Source organism: Thioclava sp. GXIMD4216 (genome assembly GCF_037949285.1).
GTDB classification, from domain to species: Bacteria; Pseudomonadota; Alphaproteobacteria; order Rhodobacterales; family Rhodobacteraceae; genus Thioclava; species Thioclava litoralis.
On the sequence record NZ_CP149926.1, the window covers coordinates 157,728 to 174,910 of the forward strand.

Consider the following 17,183-nt stretch of genomic DNA (forward strand, 5'->3'; position numbering starts at 1 on the left):
GGAACATATCACATGAACAGAACCGAATTCGTCTTTGCGACCGCCATCATCCTGTTTCTGGCTTTCTGCCTGGGGTGGTTTGCCTGCTGGCTTCTGCACCGCCTGACCCGTGTAAGCAAAGCGGATATGGGCGAGCTGGAACAGATGGCCCATGCGCTGCATGAGGCCGAGGACACGCGCGACCGTGCGCTGGCCTATATCGAACATCGCGAGGCCGAACTGACAAACCAGCTACATCAGTCCGAAGCCGAGCTGCGCGCGGCAATGGAGGGGCTGCGCGACGCCCGCCGCGAGGCCGAGGAACTGCGCGCCAAGCTGGACAGCTAGAACCGACCGGCGGGCACTCTGCTGCCCGCCTTGCGCCCCCTATGCTCCCTTGCGAAGCCTCGCGCTACGGCAGACGGGACGCAGAAGGCGGGCACCATCGCGACCCCGAGACCAGGCACGGCCAGATCCGGCGGGCGTGTGTTTCCAAGCGATCAGAGGGCGGTATAATCGGCGCGACCTTCCGGCGCATGGCGCGCCCGCGCGATAAGCTGCACCCCCGCCCGACGCGCCTCCTCGACCGCCAGCCCCGTAGGCGCCGAGGGCGAGACCAGCGCCGCCGCCCCGAACATCGCCGCTTTCTGCACCAGATCGACCGAAATCCGCGAGGTCATGACAATGGCGCAGCCCTCGGGCGCATGGCCCGCAGCCAGTGCCGCCCCGACCAGCTTATCAACGGCGTTATGCCGCCCGACATCCTCGCGCAGCAGGACAAGCGCGCCCGCCTTCCACAGCCCCGCCGCATGACAGGCGCGGGTTTCATCCTGCAAAACCTGCCCCTCGCGCAGCACATCCAGCGCCTTGGCCGCAGCCTGCAGCGTCATCACGGGCCGGAGCGGACGGCTTGGCACCTCGCGCAGCGCCTGCGACAGGCTGTCGATGCCGCAAAGCCCGCAGCCCACAGGCCCGGCCATCGCGCGCCGGCGGTCACGAAACGCGCCGCTGGCGGCGGCAGGCAGCCATGCCCGCACCTCGAGACCGCGCGGGCGCGACAGGATTTCGATATCGGACAGCGTCTCCGTGGCCGGCACGATGCCCTCGGTCAGGGCAAAGCCGCGCAGGAAATCCTCCAGATCCACGGGGGTGGCCATCATGACCGCCTGCGTGACCCCGTCATAGACAAGCGCCACCGGCACCTCTTCGATCAGGGGCTCGCTTACGCCCTGCATCAGACCGACCCGCCGGACCGCTTGCATCATCATTGGCCTCCCGCACCGCACCCGCCCCTTATGCCAAAACCCTCAGGCCTTGGATAGGCGCATCATTTCCGTGAAAACTTCACGAAAAGCACCCCGCCTTGCTTGTAGGGGCATGACCAAGGACTTACATGCCGGACATGGATTTCAAAGCCCTTCTCCCCCTGCGGCGCAAAGAGCCGCGCGTCGCGCTGATCCGCCTGCAAGGAGCGATCGGCATCTCCCGCCCCGGTTCTGCCGGTCTTTCGGATGCCGCGTTAGGGCCTCTGATCGAACGCGCGTTCCGCAAGGCCAAACCCACCGCCGTGGCGCTGGTCATCAATTCCCCCGGCGGTTCTCCGGTGCAAAGCGCCCTGATCGCCGCGCGGATCCGGCGGCTGGCCGACGAGACCAGCACCCCCGTCCATGCTTTTGTCGAGGATGTCGCCGCCTCGGGCGGATACTGGCTGGCCTGCGCCGCCGATGACATCTGGACCGACCCGACCTCTGTGGTGGGGTCTATCGGGGTCATTTCCTCGGGCTTCGGCTTCGATCAGTTCATCCACAAACACGGGGTAGAACGCCGCGTACACACGGCAGGGGGAGCGAAAAGCTTCATGGACCCGTTCCGCGCCGAGAAACCCGAGGATATCGCGCGGCTCAAACGCCTGCTGGACGATATGCATGACAGCTTCAAAGACTACGTCCGCCACCGCCGCGGCACGCGCCTGACCACCACGCGCGACTTGTTCACGGGCGATATCTGGACCGGACGTCAGGCCCTGAGCGAAGAAACCGGCCTGATTGACGGGATTGCCCATGTCGTGCCCAAACTCAAAGAGCTGTATGGCGAGAAAGTGCGCCTGATGCCCTTCGCGCAGAAAAAGCCGCTGTTCCGGCGTTTCGGTGCGGCCTTTGGCGGCGAGATCGCGCAGGAAGCCATGCAGGTGGCGCTGGCCGAGGCCGAAGAGCGCAGCCTGCGTGCGCGATACGGGCTGTGACATGCTGCTGAAGCTGATGGCCCTGTTTCTGGCAGGTATGGCGGTGCTGGCCATGTTCGGCAAGCTCCGCCTGCCCAAGGGGCTTTCCGGAACAAAGCGGCCGGGACAAAAGCGGTTGGGGGCCAAACGCTGCCCGCGCTGCGGTCGCCCGCAAATCGGATCGGGGTCCTGCCCCTGTGGTCATGGAAAACGGAAAGGCTGAGGTGCCCTTGTGCTGATTGATATCGCGATGGTTGTTGCGGGGCTGGTCCTGCTGGTGGTCGCTGGCGACTGGCTGGTCAAGGGGGCGGTCAACCTGTCGCTCCGGCTGGGCATTCCGGCCCTTGTCGTCAGCCTGACCGTTGTGGCCTTCGGCACATCGGCCCCCGAGCTTCTGGTCTCGGTGACAGCGGTTCTGGACCACTCCCCCGCCATCGCGCTTGGCAATGTCATCGGCTCGAACACCGCCAATATCCTGCTGGTGCTGGGCCTTCCCGCGCTGATCTCGGTGATCCGCACCAACACCCACGACACCCGCGAGAGCTATCTGATGATGCTCGCAGGCACCGTGCTGTTCATCGTGCTGGCCCTGAGCGGACCGATCACATGGGCAAAGGCCATCGTGCTGCTGCTGGCGATGGCCGCGATCCTGACGCGGCAGATCCGTCAGGCCTTGCAGCACCGCCATGCCCGCCATGACAGCCGCGAGGACGTGGAAGGGGCCGAAGACGGTCTCCATGCCCGCGCGATTGCCCTTTATCTGCTGCTGGGGCTCGTCGGTCTGCCCGTCGGGGCCAATCTTCTAGTCACCGGCGCGTCGGATATCGCCAGCGCCATCGGTATTTCGGATGCGGTGATCGGCCTGACACTGGTGGCGGTGGGCACCTCCCTGCCCGAGCTGGCCACCTCGGTCTCGGCGGCGCTGCGCGGACGGGCCGATGTGGCCCTGGGCAATGTGATCGGCTCGAATATTTTCAACCTGCTCTTCATTCTGGGCATCGCGGGGCTCTTCGGCCAAATGCCCGTGCCACCGGAAATGTTGCGGATCGACCTCTGGGTTATGCTTGCAGCGGCGCTGGTTCTGGGGCCATTTATTCTGCTCAGGCAACCGATGGGACGCGTCACGGGCCTTGCCTTCACGCTGGCCTATATCGCCTATATCTGGGCGATTGTGGCGGCCTGAGCCGACGCATCCCGAACGGCCCGCGAGGAGGAGACTATGATGCAGAATGCCCTGATCACCGGCGGCGCGAAACGGCTGGGGCGCGCCATGGCGCTGACCCTGGCCCAGCGCGGCTGCAATATCGCCATCCATTACCACGGGTCACAGGCCGAAGCCGAAGACACGGCGGCGGCCTGCCGTGCCTATGGTGTGCGCGCTGTGATCTTGCAGGCCGATCTGCTGGAGGAAGCGCAGGTGACCCCGCTTCTGCCCGCCGCAGCCGAGGCCTTGGGCGCGCCGATCGATCTGCTAATCAACAATGCCTCCGTGTTCGAATATGACAATATCCATACTGCCACCCGCCGCAGTTGGGACCGCCATATGGAATCGAACCTGCGCGCGCCCTATGTGCTGACGCAGGCCTTTGCCGAACAGGCCCCTAAAGCCGATCGCAGCGCAGGCGAGCCGCACGCACAGGCGATGGTGGTCAATATGATCGACCAGCGCGTGCGCAAGCTGACGCCGGAATTCTCCACCTATACGCTGGCCAAGATGGGGCTTTGGGCGCTGACGCGGACGGCGGCAATGGGGCTTGCGCCCGATATCCGCGTGAATGCCATCGGACCGGGGCCAACGCTGCAGGGCGGGCGGCAGACGCTCGAGCATTTCACTACTCAGCGCCAGTCCACCATTCTCGAACGCGGCTCGGACCCGGAGGATATCTGCGCCGCATTGACCTATCTGATGGAGGCGAAATCGGTGACAGGGCAGTTGATCTGCACCGATGGTGGCCAGCATCTGGGCTGGCAGACGCCGGACATATTGGGAACAGAATAAGCGCCGGAGATGTGCCGTTAAGACATGCCTCAACCCTGTGGAACAGAGGTTACCAAAGAGCTAACGTTTTCAAAATGTTACAAAGGAAAAATAAATTAGTCTTTGGAATCAAAGCTCTGGTTTTTTGCACAAAAAATGGGCAAAGTGATGACATGCCAGTGTTACAAGGCTAAAATGCCCTTTCCCCGCGCTTACTCACATAGTTATCCCCAAGAGTCGTGGAAACTCTTCCATCTTGCTTTTCCCGAAAGGGAGAGAAAGAGATCAACAGAATCGGATGGTTAACAAAACTGGGGGGAATGATTAACTCCACCTCTGGCAACCGGAACGAGGTCATCTTGGACGACAATGCACAGCCTACCCCGTTGCGCGGTCATGATCTGATCGCTGACTATGTGAAACGTCTGGATTCCTCCCCCGGCGTGTATCGGATGCTGAACGCCCAGAACGAGGTGCTTTATGTCGGCAAGGCGCGCAACCTGAAGGCGCGGGTGTCGAATTACGCGCGTCCTTCCGGCCATTCGGCGCGGATCGCGCGGATGATCTCGGAAACGCGCTATATGATGTTCCTGAGCACGCGCACCGAGACCGAGGCGCTTTTGCTGGAACAGAACCTCATCAAGCAGCTCAAACCGCGCTACAACGTGCTTTTGCGCGACGATAAAAGCTTTCCCAACATCCTGATCCCCACGGACCACCCGTTTCCGATGATCACCAAACATCGCGGCGCGCGCAAACAGAAGGGCTATTACTTCGGCCCCTTCGCCTCTGCGGGGGCGGTGAACCGCACGCTGAACCATCTGGAACGGGTGTTTTTGCTGCGCAACTGTTCCGACAGCCAGTTCTCGGGGCGCACGCGGCCCTGCCTGCAATATCAGATCAAGCGCTGCTCGGCGCCCTGTGTCGGCAAGATTTCCGAGGCCGATTACGCCCAGCTTGTCGAGGATGCGAAGCGCTTCCTTGAGGGCAAGACGACCTCGATCCAGCGCGAGCTGGCCGAGCAGATGCAGGCCGCCTCCGAGGCCATGGAATTCGAACGCGCCGCAGCCCTGCGCGACCGGATCAAGGCGCTGACCAATGTGCAGCAGTCTCAGGGTATCAACCCGCGCGGCGTAGCCGAGGCGGATGTGGTCGCGCTGCATATGGAGGGCGGTCAGGCCTGCGTGCAGGTCTTCTTCATCCGCGCCAATCAAAGCTGGGGCAACCACGATTTCTACCCCAAGACAGGCTCGGGCGCCGATGAGGCCGAGGTGCTGGAAGCCTTTCTGGCGCAATTCTATGACAACCGCCTACCGCCCAAGCAGATCCTGCTCTCGCATCCGATCGAGGATGAGGACCTGATGGTCGAGGCGCTTTCACAAAAGGCCGAGCGTAAGGTCGAGATCCTTATCCCCAAGCGCGGCGAGAAAGCCGAGCTGGTGGAAAACGCCCATCGCAATGCCCGCGAGAGCTTGGGGCGGAAGATGTCGGAAAGTCAGGCTCAGGCGAAGCTCCTGAAAGGCGTGGCCGAGGCCTTCGGTCTGCCGAAAGTGCCAGAACGGATCGAGGTCTATGACAACTCACATATTCAAGGCGCCCATGCGGTGGGCGGGATGATTGTTGCGGGGCCCGAGGGCTTTCTGAAAAGCCAGTACCGCAAATATAACATCAAGGATAATGAGGTCACGCCGGGCGATGACTTCGGCATGATGAAAGAGGTGCTGACCCGCCGCTTCCAGCGCCTGCTGAAAGAAGACCCCGAGCGCAAAACCGATGCATGGCCGGACCTTCTGTTGATCGACGGCGGCGCGGGGCAGGTCTCGGCGGTACAGGAGATCATGGATGATCTGGGCGTGGCCGATGTGCCGATGGTGGGGGTTGCCAAGGGCATCGACCGCGATCAGGGCAAGGAAGAATTCTACCGCACGGGCCGCCCCGTGATGGCGCTGCCGCGGCAGGATCCGGTGCTTTATTATATCCAGCGTCTGCGCGACGAGGCCCACCGCTGGGCCATCGGCACTCATCGCGCCAAACGCGCCAAGGCCAATCTCGCCAACCCGCTGGATGAGATCCCCGGCATCGGGGCAACCCGCAAGCGCGCTCTGCTGACGCATTTCGGCTCGGCCAAGGCGGTGAGCCGCGCGGGGCTGACCGATCTGATGGAGGTTCCGGGCATTTCCGAGGCCACCGCCGAAACCGTCTATAACTTCTTCAACGAGAAGGGTTGACCGATTGGCCGCCGCGGCGTAGCGCGCAGCCCATGACCCATGCGCTGACCACCCCCGATGATCTGGTAACCGCCGGACTAAGCACCGAAGACCCCGCCCTGCTGACGCGGGTGGCGCAGGAGTTCCGCATCCGCATCACCCCCGAGATGCAGATTGGCGCGGGGCCCATCACCGCGCAATTCGTGCCCAGCGCGGCCGAGCTCACCACCCTGCCCGAGGAGCTGGCCGATCCGATTGGCGATGAGGCGCATTCGCCAGTGAAGGGGCTGACCCATCGCTATCCCGACCGCGTGATCCTGCACATTACCAAGACCTGCGATGTCTATTGCCGCTTCTGTTTCCGCCGCGAGACCGTGGGCGAAACCGGCCCTCTGCCCGCGCCCGATCTAGACGCGGCGCTGGAGTATATCACCGCCACCCAAGCCATCCGCGAAGTGGTGCTAACAGGGGGCGACCCGCTGACACTTTCGCCCCGCCGGCTGCGCGATGTGCTGACCCGCCTCGATGTCCTCCCGCATCTCGCCATGGTGCGCTTTCATACCCGCGTGCCCGTGGTGGCGCCCGAGCGTATCACTCCCGAGCTGACCCAGCTGATCGCAGATCTGCGCTTGGCGCCCTGGATGGTGCTCCATACCAACCACGCAGCCGAGCTGACCCCAAACGCCCGCGCAGCCCTTGCACGGCTGGTGGATGCGGGCATCCCCGTGATCTCGCAATCGGTTCTCCTGCGTGGGGTGAATGACAGCGCAGAGGCGCTGGCAGAGCTTTTCACCACGCTTTCGGCCCTGCGGGTGAAGCCTTATTACCTGCACCACTGCGATCTGGCCCGCGGCACCTCGCATTTCCGCACGACAATCGACGAAGGCCGCGCCCTGATGCGCGCGCTGCGCGGGCGGATTTCGGGGCATTGCCTGCCGACCTATGTGCTGGATATCCCCGGTGGCCACGGCAAGGTGCCGATCAATGCCGAGTATTTTGCGCAACAATCGACAGGCCATTGGAAAGTCACCGATTGGCAAGGCAGAATTCACGACTATCTTGACCCCAAAAGGTGAAGCCCCTTCCCCTTTCAGATTGACGCGGTTAACTTGCCCCCATGACGTGGACCCTACCCAATATCCTCACTGTATTGAGGCTCGTTGCTGCCCCCGGCGTGGCGGTAATGTTTCTGTATTTCAGCCGCCCGATGGCTGATTTCTTCGCACTCGCGCTGTTTATCATCGCCGCTGTCACCGATTGGTTCGACGGCTACCTTGCCCGCGCATGGAAACAGGAAAGCAAATTCGGCGCGATGCTGGACCCGATTGCCGATAAGGCGATGGTGGTAATCGCATTGGTGATCCTGACCGGCTATTCGGGGATGAACCCTTGGCTGATCCTGCCGGTGACGGTGATCCTGTTCCGCGAAACCTTTGTGGCGGGCCTGCGCGAATTTCTCGGCACGGATTCGGGCAAGCTGAAGGTGACGAAACTGGCCAAATGGAAGACCACGGCACAGATGGTGGCGATTGCCATCCTCTTCCTTGGCACGGGTCTGACCTATGTCGAAACCGGACGCCCGCCGCGCGTGGGCGAAGGCGACCTGCCCACCGGCCTGACGCCTGCCGATCTGGCCACCCATGCGGGGATCGCACTGATCTGGATCGCGGCGGTTCTCACCGCGATCACCGGCTGGGATTACTTCCGCAAGGCGCTGCCCTACCTGCGAGGCCCGAAATGAAACGCGAGCTGGTCTATTTCGCTTGGGTGCGCGAGCGGATAGGCCATCCTCGCGATATCATCGAGAGCGACGCACAGACGCCTGCCGAACTGGTGGCGGAACTGCGCAACCTCAGTGATCATTACGCGGCGGCCTTTGCTGATCTTGCCGCCCTAAGGGTCGCCATCGATCAGGAACTGGCGGATTTCGACACGCCTCTGGGCCATAGCCGCGAAGTGGCGTTTTTTCCACCGATGACAGGCGGCTGATATGCGGCTGATTGTGCAGGACACCCCTTTCGATCTGGCCGCCGAACTTGAAACCTTCGGACAGGATAGCCTGACGGGGGCCGTGGTCAGCTTTACAGGCCGCGTGCGCGATGACACCGGCACGCTCGAGGCGCTTGAACTGGAACATTATCCGGGCATGACCGAACGCGCCTTGGCCCAGATCGCCGAAACGGCACAGCGCCGTTGGCACCTGACCGATCTCACAATCATCCACCGCGTAGGGCGTCTTGCGCCCGGCGAGCCCATCATGATGGTCGCAACCGCCAGCCCCCACCGCAAGGCGGCTTTCGAGGCCGCGGAGTATTTGATGGATTTTCTCAAATCCCGCGCTCCCTTCTGGAAAAAAGAGCATTTCTCCGACCATAGCAAATGGGTTTCCGCCAAGCAAAATGACGAAGACGCATTATCCCGCTGGTAAGGCACTGTGACCTCACCCGCAAAGCCTCTTCCATAGCGATTACCTTTTTCCACAATCGCAGGGGGGCTCCGCCCCCGTCGGGCCAAGGCCCGCCTCCCCCGGGATATTTTTTGCAGCTGGAAAGCGCCACTCATTCCAGCTGCCCTAAATATCCTGGGGTGAATTCGACGCAGTCGAAGAGGGGCAAAGCCCCTTTGCCTTGCATGACCTGCCCCCGCGAAATACCTCACCGAAATGTAGAGTCTGCGCCAACTCTGAAGGAACGGACACATGAGAAAAAGCCGTTTCGCCGAGACGCAGATAATCGGCATGATTAAGGAAAAGGAAGCAGGGATGCCATTGGCAGCGTGTGTCAACGCGCGCTGGTCGTTGGACTTCGTGCCCGACAGCTTCGGCGCCTCGCGGAAGGTCCGGATCTTGGCGGTAATCGACGAATGCATCCGGGAATGCCTGTGTCTTGTCGCGGACACGAGCCGCTCCGGCGCACGGGTTACCCGGAAGCTCAGCGCCTTGATCCGAGGCTATGGCAAGCCCGGCTGCATTGTTAGAGAGTGGCCATTGTCGCGCTATTGGTCTGAGCGACAAGGGCGACGGAACCGGGTTTGCAAGTCGGGCGATCCGGAAATGGGCCGACGGGGCCACTGTGAGTTGGCACTACATCGATCCGGGCAAGCCGCAGTGAGACACGCGTTCATCGAAAGTTTCAACGGCAATCTCCGGGACGAACTGCTAAACGAGGAGATATTCGACAGCTTGAACGACGCTCGCCGTAAGCAGGCCTTCTGGCGCTACGACTACAATACGATCAGGCCACACTCGTCACTGGCCAACCAGACGCCGCAGCAAGTGTGGCCCAAGCGCTTGAGCAATTTGAGGGCTCCGCGCCCGGCGCGCTTGCGCCAAACAGGGAACCAGATTACCCAAATCCAACCTGCAGGCTCTTGTTATGAACGAGGGACCAGCAGAGGGCAGGTCAGGCGCTAGAAACTGTCTTCCACGTGAAAGCCCTGCGGAATATCCGCCCGACCTTCCAAAATCATATCCGCCATGACCTGCGCGACCTTGGGGGCCATACCGAAACCAATCTTGAAACCGCCATTTGCAATGAAATGCCCAGCCCTATCCGGCCATGGGCCAAGCATCGGCGCACGGCTTTTGGCGCGAGGACGCAATCCGGCCCAGCGGTCGATGACCGGAGCAGCGGCAAGTTCCGGACAGATGCGGCGTGTTTTCTCGATCAGCGTCTCAAGTTGCGCATCCGTGCTTTCGGGGTCGGAATAGTCTCGTTCGGAGGTCGAGCCGATGGCCACAGTGCCATTGGACTGCGGAATGATATGCAGGCTCTCGGCATAGATCTGCGGCATATCTCCGGCGTCGAAGGCAAAGACCGCCGCCTGTCCCTTTATCCCCGCGCCAAGGCTTTTGCCCAAGACTGCTCCCAGTTCCGACAGGCCCGCCGTGCCGGTGGCATGCAGCACCGGACCCGTTTCGTCTGCCGCGCCGATAAGGATCTCGCTGCCCAAGGCACGGATCGCGCGGGCCAGGGCATCGCCTGCAGCTCGCGGGCAGGCGCGGGCGCTGAGCGTGTCTTGCACGACATAGCCGCTGGGACTGTGGAACCCGAGCGGCCCGAACCTGCGCGCGGGGACCACCTCCCAAACGGCTTGGCCCTGCCAAAGGGTTTTCGCGTTCTCGCCGCGCGTTTGGGCGCGGGCGATCTGTGCCGCATCCTGCAGCGGCTGCACCCGACCGATCCGGCCATAGCCTGCATCCCCGCCGCCGATCCGCGCCACATCGGCCCAGAAATCTGCGGCCATCAGCAGGCTTTCCAGCTGGAACTGCTTTTTGGGGTTCCAGTTCTCGGGCACATGGGGGGCCAAAGCCCCGACCGTACCGCCCGAGGCCCCTGCCCCGATCCCCTTGATGTCGATGACCCGCACAGAGGCACCGCGTCGCGCCATCTCGAAGGCACAGGCGAGGCCGAAGACGCCCGCGCCGCGCACGGTGACCTGATCGCCCAGAGCCCCGACCCGATTGATCCTAAGCCCGCTTGTCATTGCCTTCGCCTTTCTGCATTGTCGCCCTCGGGCGCCACGCGCCCTGTTCCGCAAGGTGTTACCCAAGGCCCTACCCCGCATGACCCGCACTGACCAGAGTGAAGCTGCCCTAACCTGGCGCGATGAGGCAATTCCCGTGTCCTCGCGCTTCGACGACCCCTATTTCTCGCTCGGGAACGGGCTGGAGGAAACCCGCCATGTGTTTCTGCGCGGCAATGATCTGCCCGCGCGGGCGCGGGACGGCTTTGTGATTGCCGAGCTGGGCTTCGGCACGGGGCTGAACCTGCTGGCCACCGCACTGGCCTGTCCGGATGTTGCCCTGCACTATACCAGCTTCGAAGCCTTTCCGATGTCGGCTCAGGAAATGGCCCGCGCGCTGGAGGGCTTTCCCGAAGCGCGTGCCATTGCCGACCCGCTGATCGCGGCATGGGGGCAGGGTCTGGACCGTTTCACGCTCGGGCGTATCGAGGTGCAGGTGATCATGGAAGATGCGCGTCTGGCCCTGCCACAATGGAAAGGTCGGGCCGATGCGTGGTATCTTGACGGCTTCTCCCCCGCCAAGAACCCCGAGCTTTGGGGGCCGGAGCTGATGGCCGAGGTGGGCCGCCACACGGCGCCGCAGGGCAGCTTTGCCACCTATACCGCCGCAGGCTTCGTGCGCCGCGCGCTACAGGATGCGGGCTTCGAGGTCGAGCGTGTTTCGGGCTTCGGACATAAACGTCATATGAGTCGCGGGCGGTTTGCCCCCAGCAGGACCCACCATAATGGCCCTTCAGACGAATAATAAACTCGGGGCGATCCTGATCATCATCGTCACCATCGTGTTTGCCGCACAGGACGCGATTTCGCGCCATCTGGCAGAAACCTATAACACCTATATGGTCGTCATGATCCGGTTCTGGTTCTTTGCGGCCTTTTCCTTCTGGCTGGTCGGGCGGCAGAAAGGCGGGCTGGCACGGGCCGTGCGCGCCCATCACCCGTGGATGCAGGCGACCCGCGCCATTCTCCTGGTGCTCGAGATCTATGTGATGATCGCCGCTTTCGTACTGCTGGGTCTGATCGAGACACATGCCGTCTTCATCTGCTATCCGCTGCTTGTGGCCGCGCTGTCCGGCCCTGTTCTGGGCGAGAAGGTCGGCTGGCGACGCTGGGTCGCGATCGGGATCGGCTTCATCGGGGTGCTGATCATCCTCAAGCCCTCGGGCGGGGTGTTCTCGCCTCTTGCGGCCATTCCCTTCCTCTGCGCCGTCATGTTTGCCGTCTACGGGCTGCTGACACGCAAGGTCGCGGATAAGGACAGCTCCAACACCTCGATTTTCTGGACGGGAATTGGCGGCGCGATCGTGTCGACCGTGGTCGGCGTCTGGTTCTGGGAACCGATGAGCGGGACAGACTGGATCTGGATGTCGATCCTCTGCGTCACCGCCGTGGTCGGCCACGGGCTGATGATCCGCGCCTATGAAATCGCGGAGGCCTCTGCCATCCAGCCCTTCAGCTATCTGCAGCTTGTCTGGGGGGCGATGATCGGCATGACGGTCTTTGGCGATGTGCTGCGTACCAATGTCGCCATCGGAGCCTGTTTCGTGGTGCTGGCGGGGCTGTTCACCCTTTGGCGTCAGGCGCAGAACAACATCGACCCCGTGCCGCCCGGACCGGCGGTCAAGCCCTGATCAGGGCCCGTTCCCGCGCAGTTCCTCGCTGAAGGGCACAGCCGGCTCGCCAAGCCTTGCGCGATAGATCGGCAGGCTTTCGGCGACGCGCATGACATAATTTCGCGTCTCGTCAAAGGGGATCATCTCGACCCAGTCCACCACATCGGCCCCGGGGGCACGCGGGTCGCCCATATCCTTGATCCACTGGCGCGACCGCCCCGGCCCCGCATTATACCCCGCCGCCACCAGAAGCGGCGAATTGCCGAATTCGTCGCGCAACTGCTTGAGATATTCCGAACCGAGCCGGATGTTATAGGTGGGATCGGTGGTCAGTGCCGCAGGCGTATACTCGACGCCCAGTCTGGCGGCCATCATCTTGGCCGTGCCCGGCATCAACTGCATCAGCCCGCGCGCCCCGACATAGGAGATGACCGTATGGTCGAACTCGCTTTCGCGTCGGGCAATCGAGAGCGCCAGTTCCTCCGGCACCGCCAGATCATGGGTTTTAAGCTCGGGGAAGGGGAAATAGCCCGCCACGAGAATCTCGCCATTCAGCGCCGCCCGCTTGGAAAGCTGCAAGGCCAGATGCGGATCGCGCCATTCCAGCGCCAGATCGACCAGCCCCGCGATGCGGCTGTCGGGCAGGCTTTCCTCGTAATGCAGCACGAAACGTTCGGCGAGCGCCGCATCGCCTGCCGCATGCAACAACAGCGCCGCCTGAAACACCGAACTGTCCGTATAGCCGCCTGCCCGCCAGTCGGGCAGCGCCTCGGGCTGGATCAGCGAGGCGTCAAGCGCCTTGCCCACCTTTTCCGCCGAAAGCAGCCCGTAATAGGCGGTCTGGTAGCGCGCGCCCGCCTGATAGGCCTGATCTGCCGCCTCCTTGCGGCCCATCGCCTCAAGCGCCCGCCCACGCCAGTAATCGGCCCGCGATTGCGAGATCGGGCTGCCGACATTGACCGAAAGCGCCTCGAAATGACGCAGCGCGGTAGGCGCATCCCCAAGCTTGAGCGCCGCATAGCCCGCCAGCCATTCCAGCTCGGCATAATCGGACCCGCCGGGCGGCAGGTGATGGTTGGCCGCCTCGCGATAGGCGCGCCGGTAATCGCCGCGCCGCATGTCCCAACGCGCCATGCGGCGGCGCACATCCGCCCAAAGCGCGGGATCGCCCAGCTTCTTGGCCGAGCCCGACCAGTCGAGGATCAGATCCGCCGCGCCGTCCTCGTAGCTTTCGCGCCAGCGCCAGACCGCACGGTCACGGGCCAGACCGTAGGAACCGCGCATATATTCCGGCACCGCCTCGACCAGCGCATCGACACCGGCCTTGCGCCCCTGCAAGGCGATCCGCGCCGCCGCCACCGCGCGGGTGCCCGGCGTGACCAGATCCAGCATCCTTCTGGCCTGCGCCAGATCGCCACGATCCAGCATGGACTGCATACGCCCGCCATTGGCGGGGCTGATCAGAACACCGTAGCGGTCCTGAAAGGCCTGCTGCTCCTCGGGGCTGAGATCCAGATGCCGCCATGCCCGATCCGCCTCGGTCGCGGCGGCATGGGATTGCCCCTTGGCCTGATAGGCGGCGATCAGGGCCAGGGCCCCTTCGCCGGTCAGGGGTTTATCCTTGGCGAAATAGGCGATCACCTGTTCGGGGCTGGCCGCGTCCAGCTTGTCCTCCCCCTTGCGGCGCAGCAGGGGCAGTCCCGGCCAGTTATGCCGCCGTGCCGAGAAATCGGCGTAATCGCGAAAGCTGCCCTCGCCAGCGCGCAGACGCTCCCATTCGATGATATCGAATGCAACAGCGCCAGCGGAACGGGCGGCCTCTTCGGCCCCCGGCCAGTCCTGCTGATCGGCCAGTGCCAAGGCCTGCGCCAGAGCCTGCTCGGGGCTTGGCCTGACCACTTGCGTGGCCTCTTCGGCCCGCAAACCGGCGCCACAGCCCAGAACCACGACAGTCAGCCCGGCGAAAAGGGTCTTTCGATGCATGAGATCCTCTTTGATTGGCCCCTGTGTGCCATAGTGACGCCGGAGTGCAATTCACAAGTTGGCAAGAGCGCCAAGCTCGCATAATGTCCGCCCGATTTTAACCCGACGAATCCATGTCGGATACCCAACACTGCAAAGGAGCGTGTCATGTTCAAAGGGTCCTACCCCGCCCTCATCACGCCGTTCAAGGACGGCGAGCTGGATCTGGACGCGCTCAAGAAGATCGTCGACTGGCATGCCGATCAGGGCAGCCACGGTCTGGTCCCTGTGGGCACCACCGGCGAATCCCCCACGCTGAGCCATAGCGAGCATAACACCGTTGTGGCCGAAGTGGTCAAAGCCGCCGCCGGACGGATGAAAATCATCGCCGGTGCAGGCTCGAACTACACCCGCGAGGGGATCGAGCTGATCCAGCACGCGCAGGCCGCCGGTGCCGATGGCGCGCTTGTGGTGACGCCCTATTACAACAAGCCCACGCAGGCCGGTATGATCGCGCATTTCACCGCGATGCATGATGCCTCGGATCTGCCGATCATCATCTATAACATTCCGGGCCGTTCGGTTGTGGATATGACGCCCGAAACGATGGGCGAACTGGCCAAACTGCCGCGCATCGTCGGTGTGAAAGACGCCACCGGCGATCTGGCCCGCGTGGCCAAACAGCGTATGAGCTGCGGCAAGGACTTCATCCAGCTTTCGGGCGAGGATGCCACCGCATTGGGCTTCAACGCGATGGGCGGCGTCGGCTGTATCTCGGTCACGGCCAATGTTGCGCCGAAGCTCTGCGCCGAATTCCAGAACGCCACACTGGCAGGCGACTGGGCCCGCGCGCTGGACATCTCGGACAAGCTGATGCCGCTGCATGTGGCCATCTTCCTCGAACCCGGCGTCTGCGGTGCGAAATATGCGATGTCGCGCCTTGGCCTGTGCTCGGACGAGGTGCGCCTGCCGCTGGTCGGGCTAAGCGATAGCGTGAAGGCGCGCATTGATGCCGCGCTGGAATTTGCAGGGCTGATCTAGGCCCAGAGCCCCTGCGGGCCTCCCCTGAGCGGCCCGACCTTTCACGGGGCAAGCCGCCCAAGGACGGCCCCCTCAAAGATAGCCAGATCGGGGGGCCTGTCAGGGGATGACGCAATGCCCGCGCGCCTGTGCCGCGGCCACGCCGGAAATGCAAAAGACGAAAGGCGCCCGCTCGGGCGCCTTTTTGGTTGCCTATGACGCAGGATCAGGACGCTTTCTCCCACTGCCGAGGACGATCGGCATCGCGTTCTTCCCATGCGGCGATCCAGTCACGCCCCAAAGCCTCGATCAAAGGCTGAAGCTGTGCCTCGTAGCGCCGCCAATAGCCGACCCCCTCACGGTTGATCTTGCGCCGGACCCGCACATCCGAGGCCGTGCGGACCGCCCCCTGCGCCGCTTTCGGCTCCAGACAGGCCGGCTGCATGGCCAAGCCCAGATGATCCAGCAAGCGCGGAATTTCCTGCGCAGGCTGCTCGACCAGCGCCCGCAGGGACTGCATCCGGAACGCCGGCCCCAGCTTTTGCGCATAATCACGCATCGACCGGTCGGTGGCCCTGACCATATGCGCGATCCATTCCAGCTTTTCGCTAAACCCGTGCCCGTCCGCAAAATCCGTCATGAACAGCGACAGCCCCACATCCAGCGGGTGCCGGTTCACACAAATGAAGCGCGCCTCCGGCAGCATCGCGCGCAGCACGGCAGCATGGCTGAGATCCAGCGGCATTTTCGAGAGAATATAGGGCGTCGTCTGGCCCCGCGCGGCAATCCGGCGGCGATAGATCTGGCCCAGCTTGTGGATCAGTGGCCGACCGGGCTGGCTGAACCAGCGCCAATAATCCAGCGGTGCCGTGCCCGCGCCGATTTCGGCATGCATCAGCTCGATCATCGACAGGCGGAAATCACAGGCCTCGCCAAGGGTCGACACCTTGTCATGACGGATCAGGATCTGTTCGGTCAGGGTGGTGCCCGACCGCGGCAAACCACCGATAAACACCATCCGCGGCTCCCCCGCCATACCGACCCGTTCCGGCAGGCTGCGCAAATCGGGACACTGCGCGAGCTGATCGTGCAGGCGTCGCTCGATCAGGTGCGGATCATAGCCGCGCGCCTTCAGGTCATTGCCACGCTGGAAATGGGCGAAGGCCGCCGCGTACTCTCCGGCGGCATCCTCGATCGCGCCCAAGGCGAATTCGGACATCACCTTCTGGCCAAGGCTTGTGGCCTCATCCCGACTGGCCTGCGCCAGCCTACGCCATTCCGGCCCCGTCGCGGAAAACCGCCGCAAGCGGTTGCGCCCCGAAAGAAGTTGCACGTCATCCGGACGGAACGACAGCGCACGATCATAGGCGGCGACCGCCCCCTCGACATCGCCAAAGGCGGTCAGGATCGCGGCATGCATCCCCCATAGCACCGAAACCTCGGGCCACAGAGTCACCGCTTCTTCCGAAAGTTTACGGGCTTCGCCGTCCTGACCAAGCGCCCAAGAACTGCGGATCGCCTGCATCATCAGGTGTGAACTCGGTCCATTCTGTGACCAGAGTGTCTCTATTCGCTTCAATGCGGCACGATGATCGCCATCAAGAACCGCAAGTGCAAGGGAGACATCCTCATCATGATCGAGATCGGTTATGTCCATTTCAGTATCCAACGAGTGGCAC

At 63.1% G+C, this 17,183-nt stretch carries 16 protein-coding genes and 2 pseudogenes; 14 read left to right on the forward strand and 4 right to left on the reverse strand.

Annotated elements, in window-relative coordinates; translation table 11 throughout:
* Positions 1 to 12: 12 nt before the first annotated feature.
* Entirely contained in the window at positions 13 to 327 is a 315-nt protein-coding gene (locus tag WDB88_RS00805; protein WP_339108329.1) for a hypothetical protein, read from the forward strand.
* 152 nt (positions 328 to 479) lie between these two features.
* Here WDB88_RS00805 and fdhD read toward each other — a convergent pair whose 3' ends face one another.
* Positions 480 to 1,244, reverse strand: a complete 765-nt coding sequence (fdhD, locus tag WDB88_RS00810; RefSeq protein ID WP_339108330.1) for a formate dehydrogenase accessory sulfurtransferase FdhD — start codon at positions 1,242 to 1,244, stop codon at positions 480 to 482.
* 128 nt (positions 1,245 to 1,372) lie between these two features.
* Here fdhD and WDB88_RS00815 point away from each other — a divergent pair, with 128 nt between their 5' ends.
* The 10 genes and pseudogenes from WDB88_RS00815 to WDB88_RS00860 form a co-directional block, all read left to right on the forward strand.
* Positions 1,373 to 2,221, forward strand: coding sequence for a S49 family peptidase (locus WDB88_RS00815; protein WP_339108331.1), 849 nt, complete (start codon positions 1,373 to 1,375; stop codon positions 2,219 to 2,221).
* A gap of 1 nt (position 2,222) precedes the next feature.
* Positions 2,223 to 2,423 carry a hypothetical protein gene (locus tag WDB88_RS00820; protein WP_339108332.1) on the forward strand — a complete coding sequence of 67 codons (201 nt, stop codon included), beginning with the start codon at positions 2,223 to 2,225 and terminating at the stop codon, positions 2,421 to 2,423.
* 9 nt (positions 2,424 to 2,432) lie between these two features.
* A complete protein-coding gene (locus tag WDB88_RS00825) occupies positions 2,433 to 3,383 on the forward strand; it encodes a calcium/sodium antiporter (RefSeq protein WP_339108333.1) in 951 nt (316 codons plus the stop codon).
* A gap of 30 nt (positions 3,384 to 3,413) precedes the next feature.
* A pseudogene (locus WDB88_RS00830) lies at positions 3,414 to 4,199 on the forward strand (SDR family oxidoreductase); the annotation flags it as partial.
* A gap of 338 nt (positions 4,200 to 4,537) precedes the next feature.
* Complete coding sequence (gene uvrC, locus WDB88_RS00835) at positions 4,538 to 6,406, forward strand: excinuclease ABC subunit UvrC (protein WP_339108334.1); 1,869 nt, start codon at positions 4,538 to 4,540, stop codon at positions 6,404 to 6,406.
* A gap of 32 nt (positions 6,407 to 6,438) precedes the next feature.
* Entirely contained in the window at positions 6,439 to 7,461 is a 1,023-nt protein-coding gene (locus tag WDB88_RS00840; RefSeq protein ID WP_339109445.1) for a lysine-2,3-aminomutase-like protein, read from the forward strand.
* A gap of 41 nt (positions 7,462 to 7,502) precedes the next feature.
* On the forward strand, positions 7,503 to 8,126 hold the full coding sequence (gene pgsA, locus WDB88_RS00845; protein WP_339108335.1) for a CDP-diacylglycerol--glycerol-3-phosphate 3-phosphatidyltransferase: 624 nt from the start codon (positions 7,503 to 7,505) through the stop codon (positions 8,124 to 8,126).
* On the forward strand, positions 8,123 to 8,374 hold the full coding sequence (gene moaD / locus WDB88_RS00850; RefSeq protein WP_339108336.1) for a molybdopterin converting factor subunit 1: 252 nt from the start codon (positions 8,123 to 8,125) through the stop codon (positions 8,372 to 8,374). The genes pgsA and moaD overlap by 4 nt, the downstream gene beginning before the upstream one ends.
* A 1-nt stretch (position 8,375) precedes the next feature.
* The gene (locus WDB88_RS00855; RefSeq protein ID WP_339108337.1) at positions 8,376 to 8,813 is read left to right on the forward strand and encodes a molybdenum cofactor biosynthesis protein MoaE; all 438 of its coding nucleotides are present in this window, start codon (positions 8,376 to 8,378) and stop codon (positions 8,811 to 8,813) included.
* Between the two features lie 333 nt (positions 8,814 to 9,146).
* Positions 9,147 to 9,763: pseudogene (locus WDB88_RS00860) on the forward strand (integrase core domain-containing protein); the annotation flags it as partial.
* A 30-nt stretch (positions 9,764 to 9,793) separates the two neighbouring features.
* Here WDB88_RS00860 and WDB88_RS00865 read toward each other — a convergent pair.
* Positions 9,794 to 10,870 (reverse strand): FAD-binding oxidoreductase, encoded by a 1,077-nt coding sequence (locus WDB88_RS00865; protein ID WP_339108338.1) that lies wholly within the window; start codon positions 10,868 to 10,870, stop codon positions 9,794 to 9,796.
* A gap of 79 nt (positions 10,871 to 10,949) precedes the next feature.
* Between WDB88_RS00865 and mnmD the strand changes: the two genes are divergently transcribed.
* Together mnmD and WDB88_RS00875 are read left to right on the forward strand one after the other, a co-directional pair.
* Entirely contained in the window at positions 10,950 to 11,654 is a 705-nt protein-coding gene (gene mnmD / locus WDB88_RS00870) for a tRNA (5-methylaminomethyl-2-thiouridine)(34)-methyltransferase MnmD (RefSeq protein WP_339108339.1), read from the forward strand.
* Positions 11,635 to 12,540, forward strand: a complete 906-nt coding sequence (locus WDB88_RS00875) for a DMT family transporter (protein WP_339108340.1) — start codon at positions 11,635 to 11,637, stop codon at positions 12,538 to 12,540. The genes mnmD and WDB88_RS00875 overlap by 20 nt, the downstream gene beginning before the upstream one ends.
* Here WDB88_RS00875 and WDB88_RS00880 read toward each other — a convergent pair whose 3' ends face one another.
* Positions 12,541 to 14,505: a lytic transglycosylase domain-containing protein gene (locus WDB88_RS00880; RefSeq protein ID WP_339108341.1), complete on the reverse strand. Its 1,965-nt coding sequence runs from the start codon at positions 14,503 to 14,505 to the stop codon at positions 12,541 to 12,543.
* Positions 14,506 to 14,652: 147 nt separating this feature from the next.
* Between WDB88_RS00880 and dapA the strand changes: the two genes are divergently transcribed.
* Positions 14,653 to 15,525, forward strand: coding sequence for a 4-hydroxy-tetrahydrodipicolinate synthase (gene dapA / locus WDB88_RS00885; RefSeq protein ID WP_339108342.1), 873 nt, complete (start codon positions 14,653 to 14,655; stop codon positions 15,523 to 15,525).
* A gap of 205 nt (positions 15,526 to 15,730) precedes the next feature.
* Here the strand turns inward: dapA and WDB88_RS00890 are convergent, their stop codons facing one another.
* A complete protein-coding gene (locus WDB88_RS00890; RefSeq protein ID WP_339108343.1) occupies positions 15,731 to 17,161 on the reverse strand; it encodes a sulfotransferase in 1,431 nt (476 codons plus the stop codon).
* Between the last annotated feature and the right edge of the window lie 22 nt (positions 17,162 to 17,183).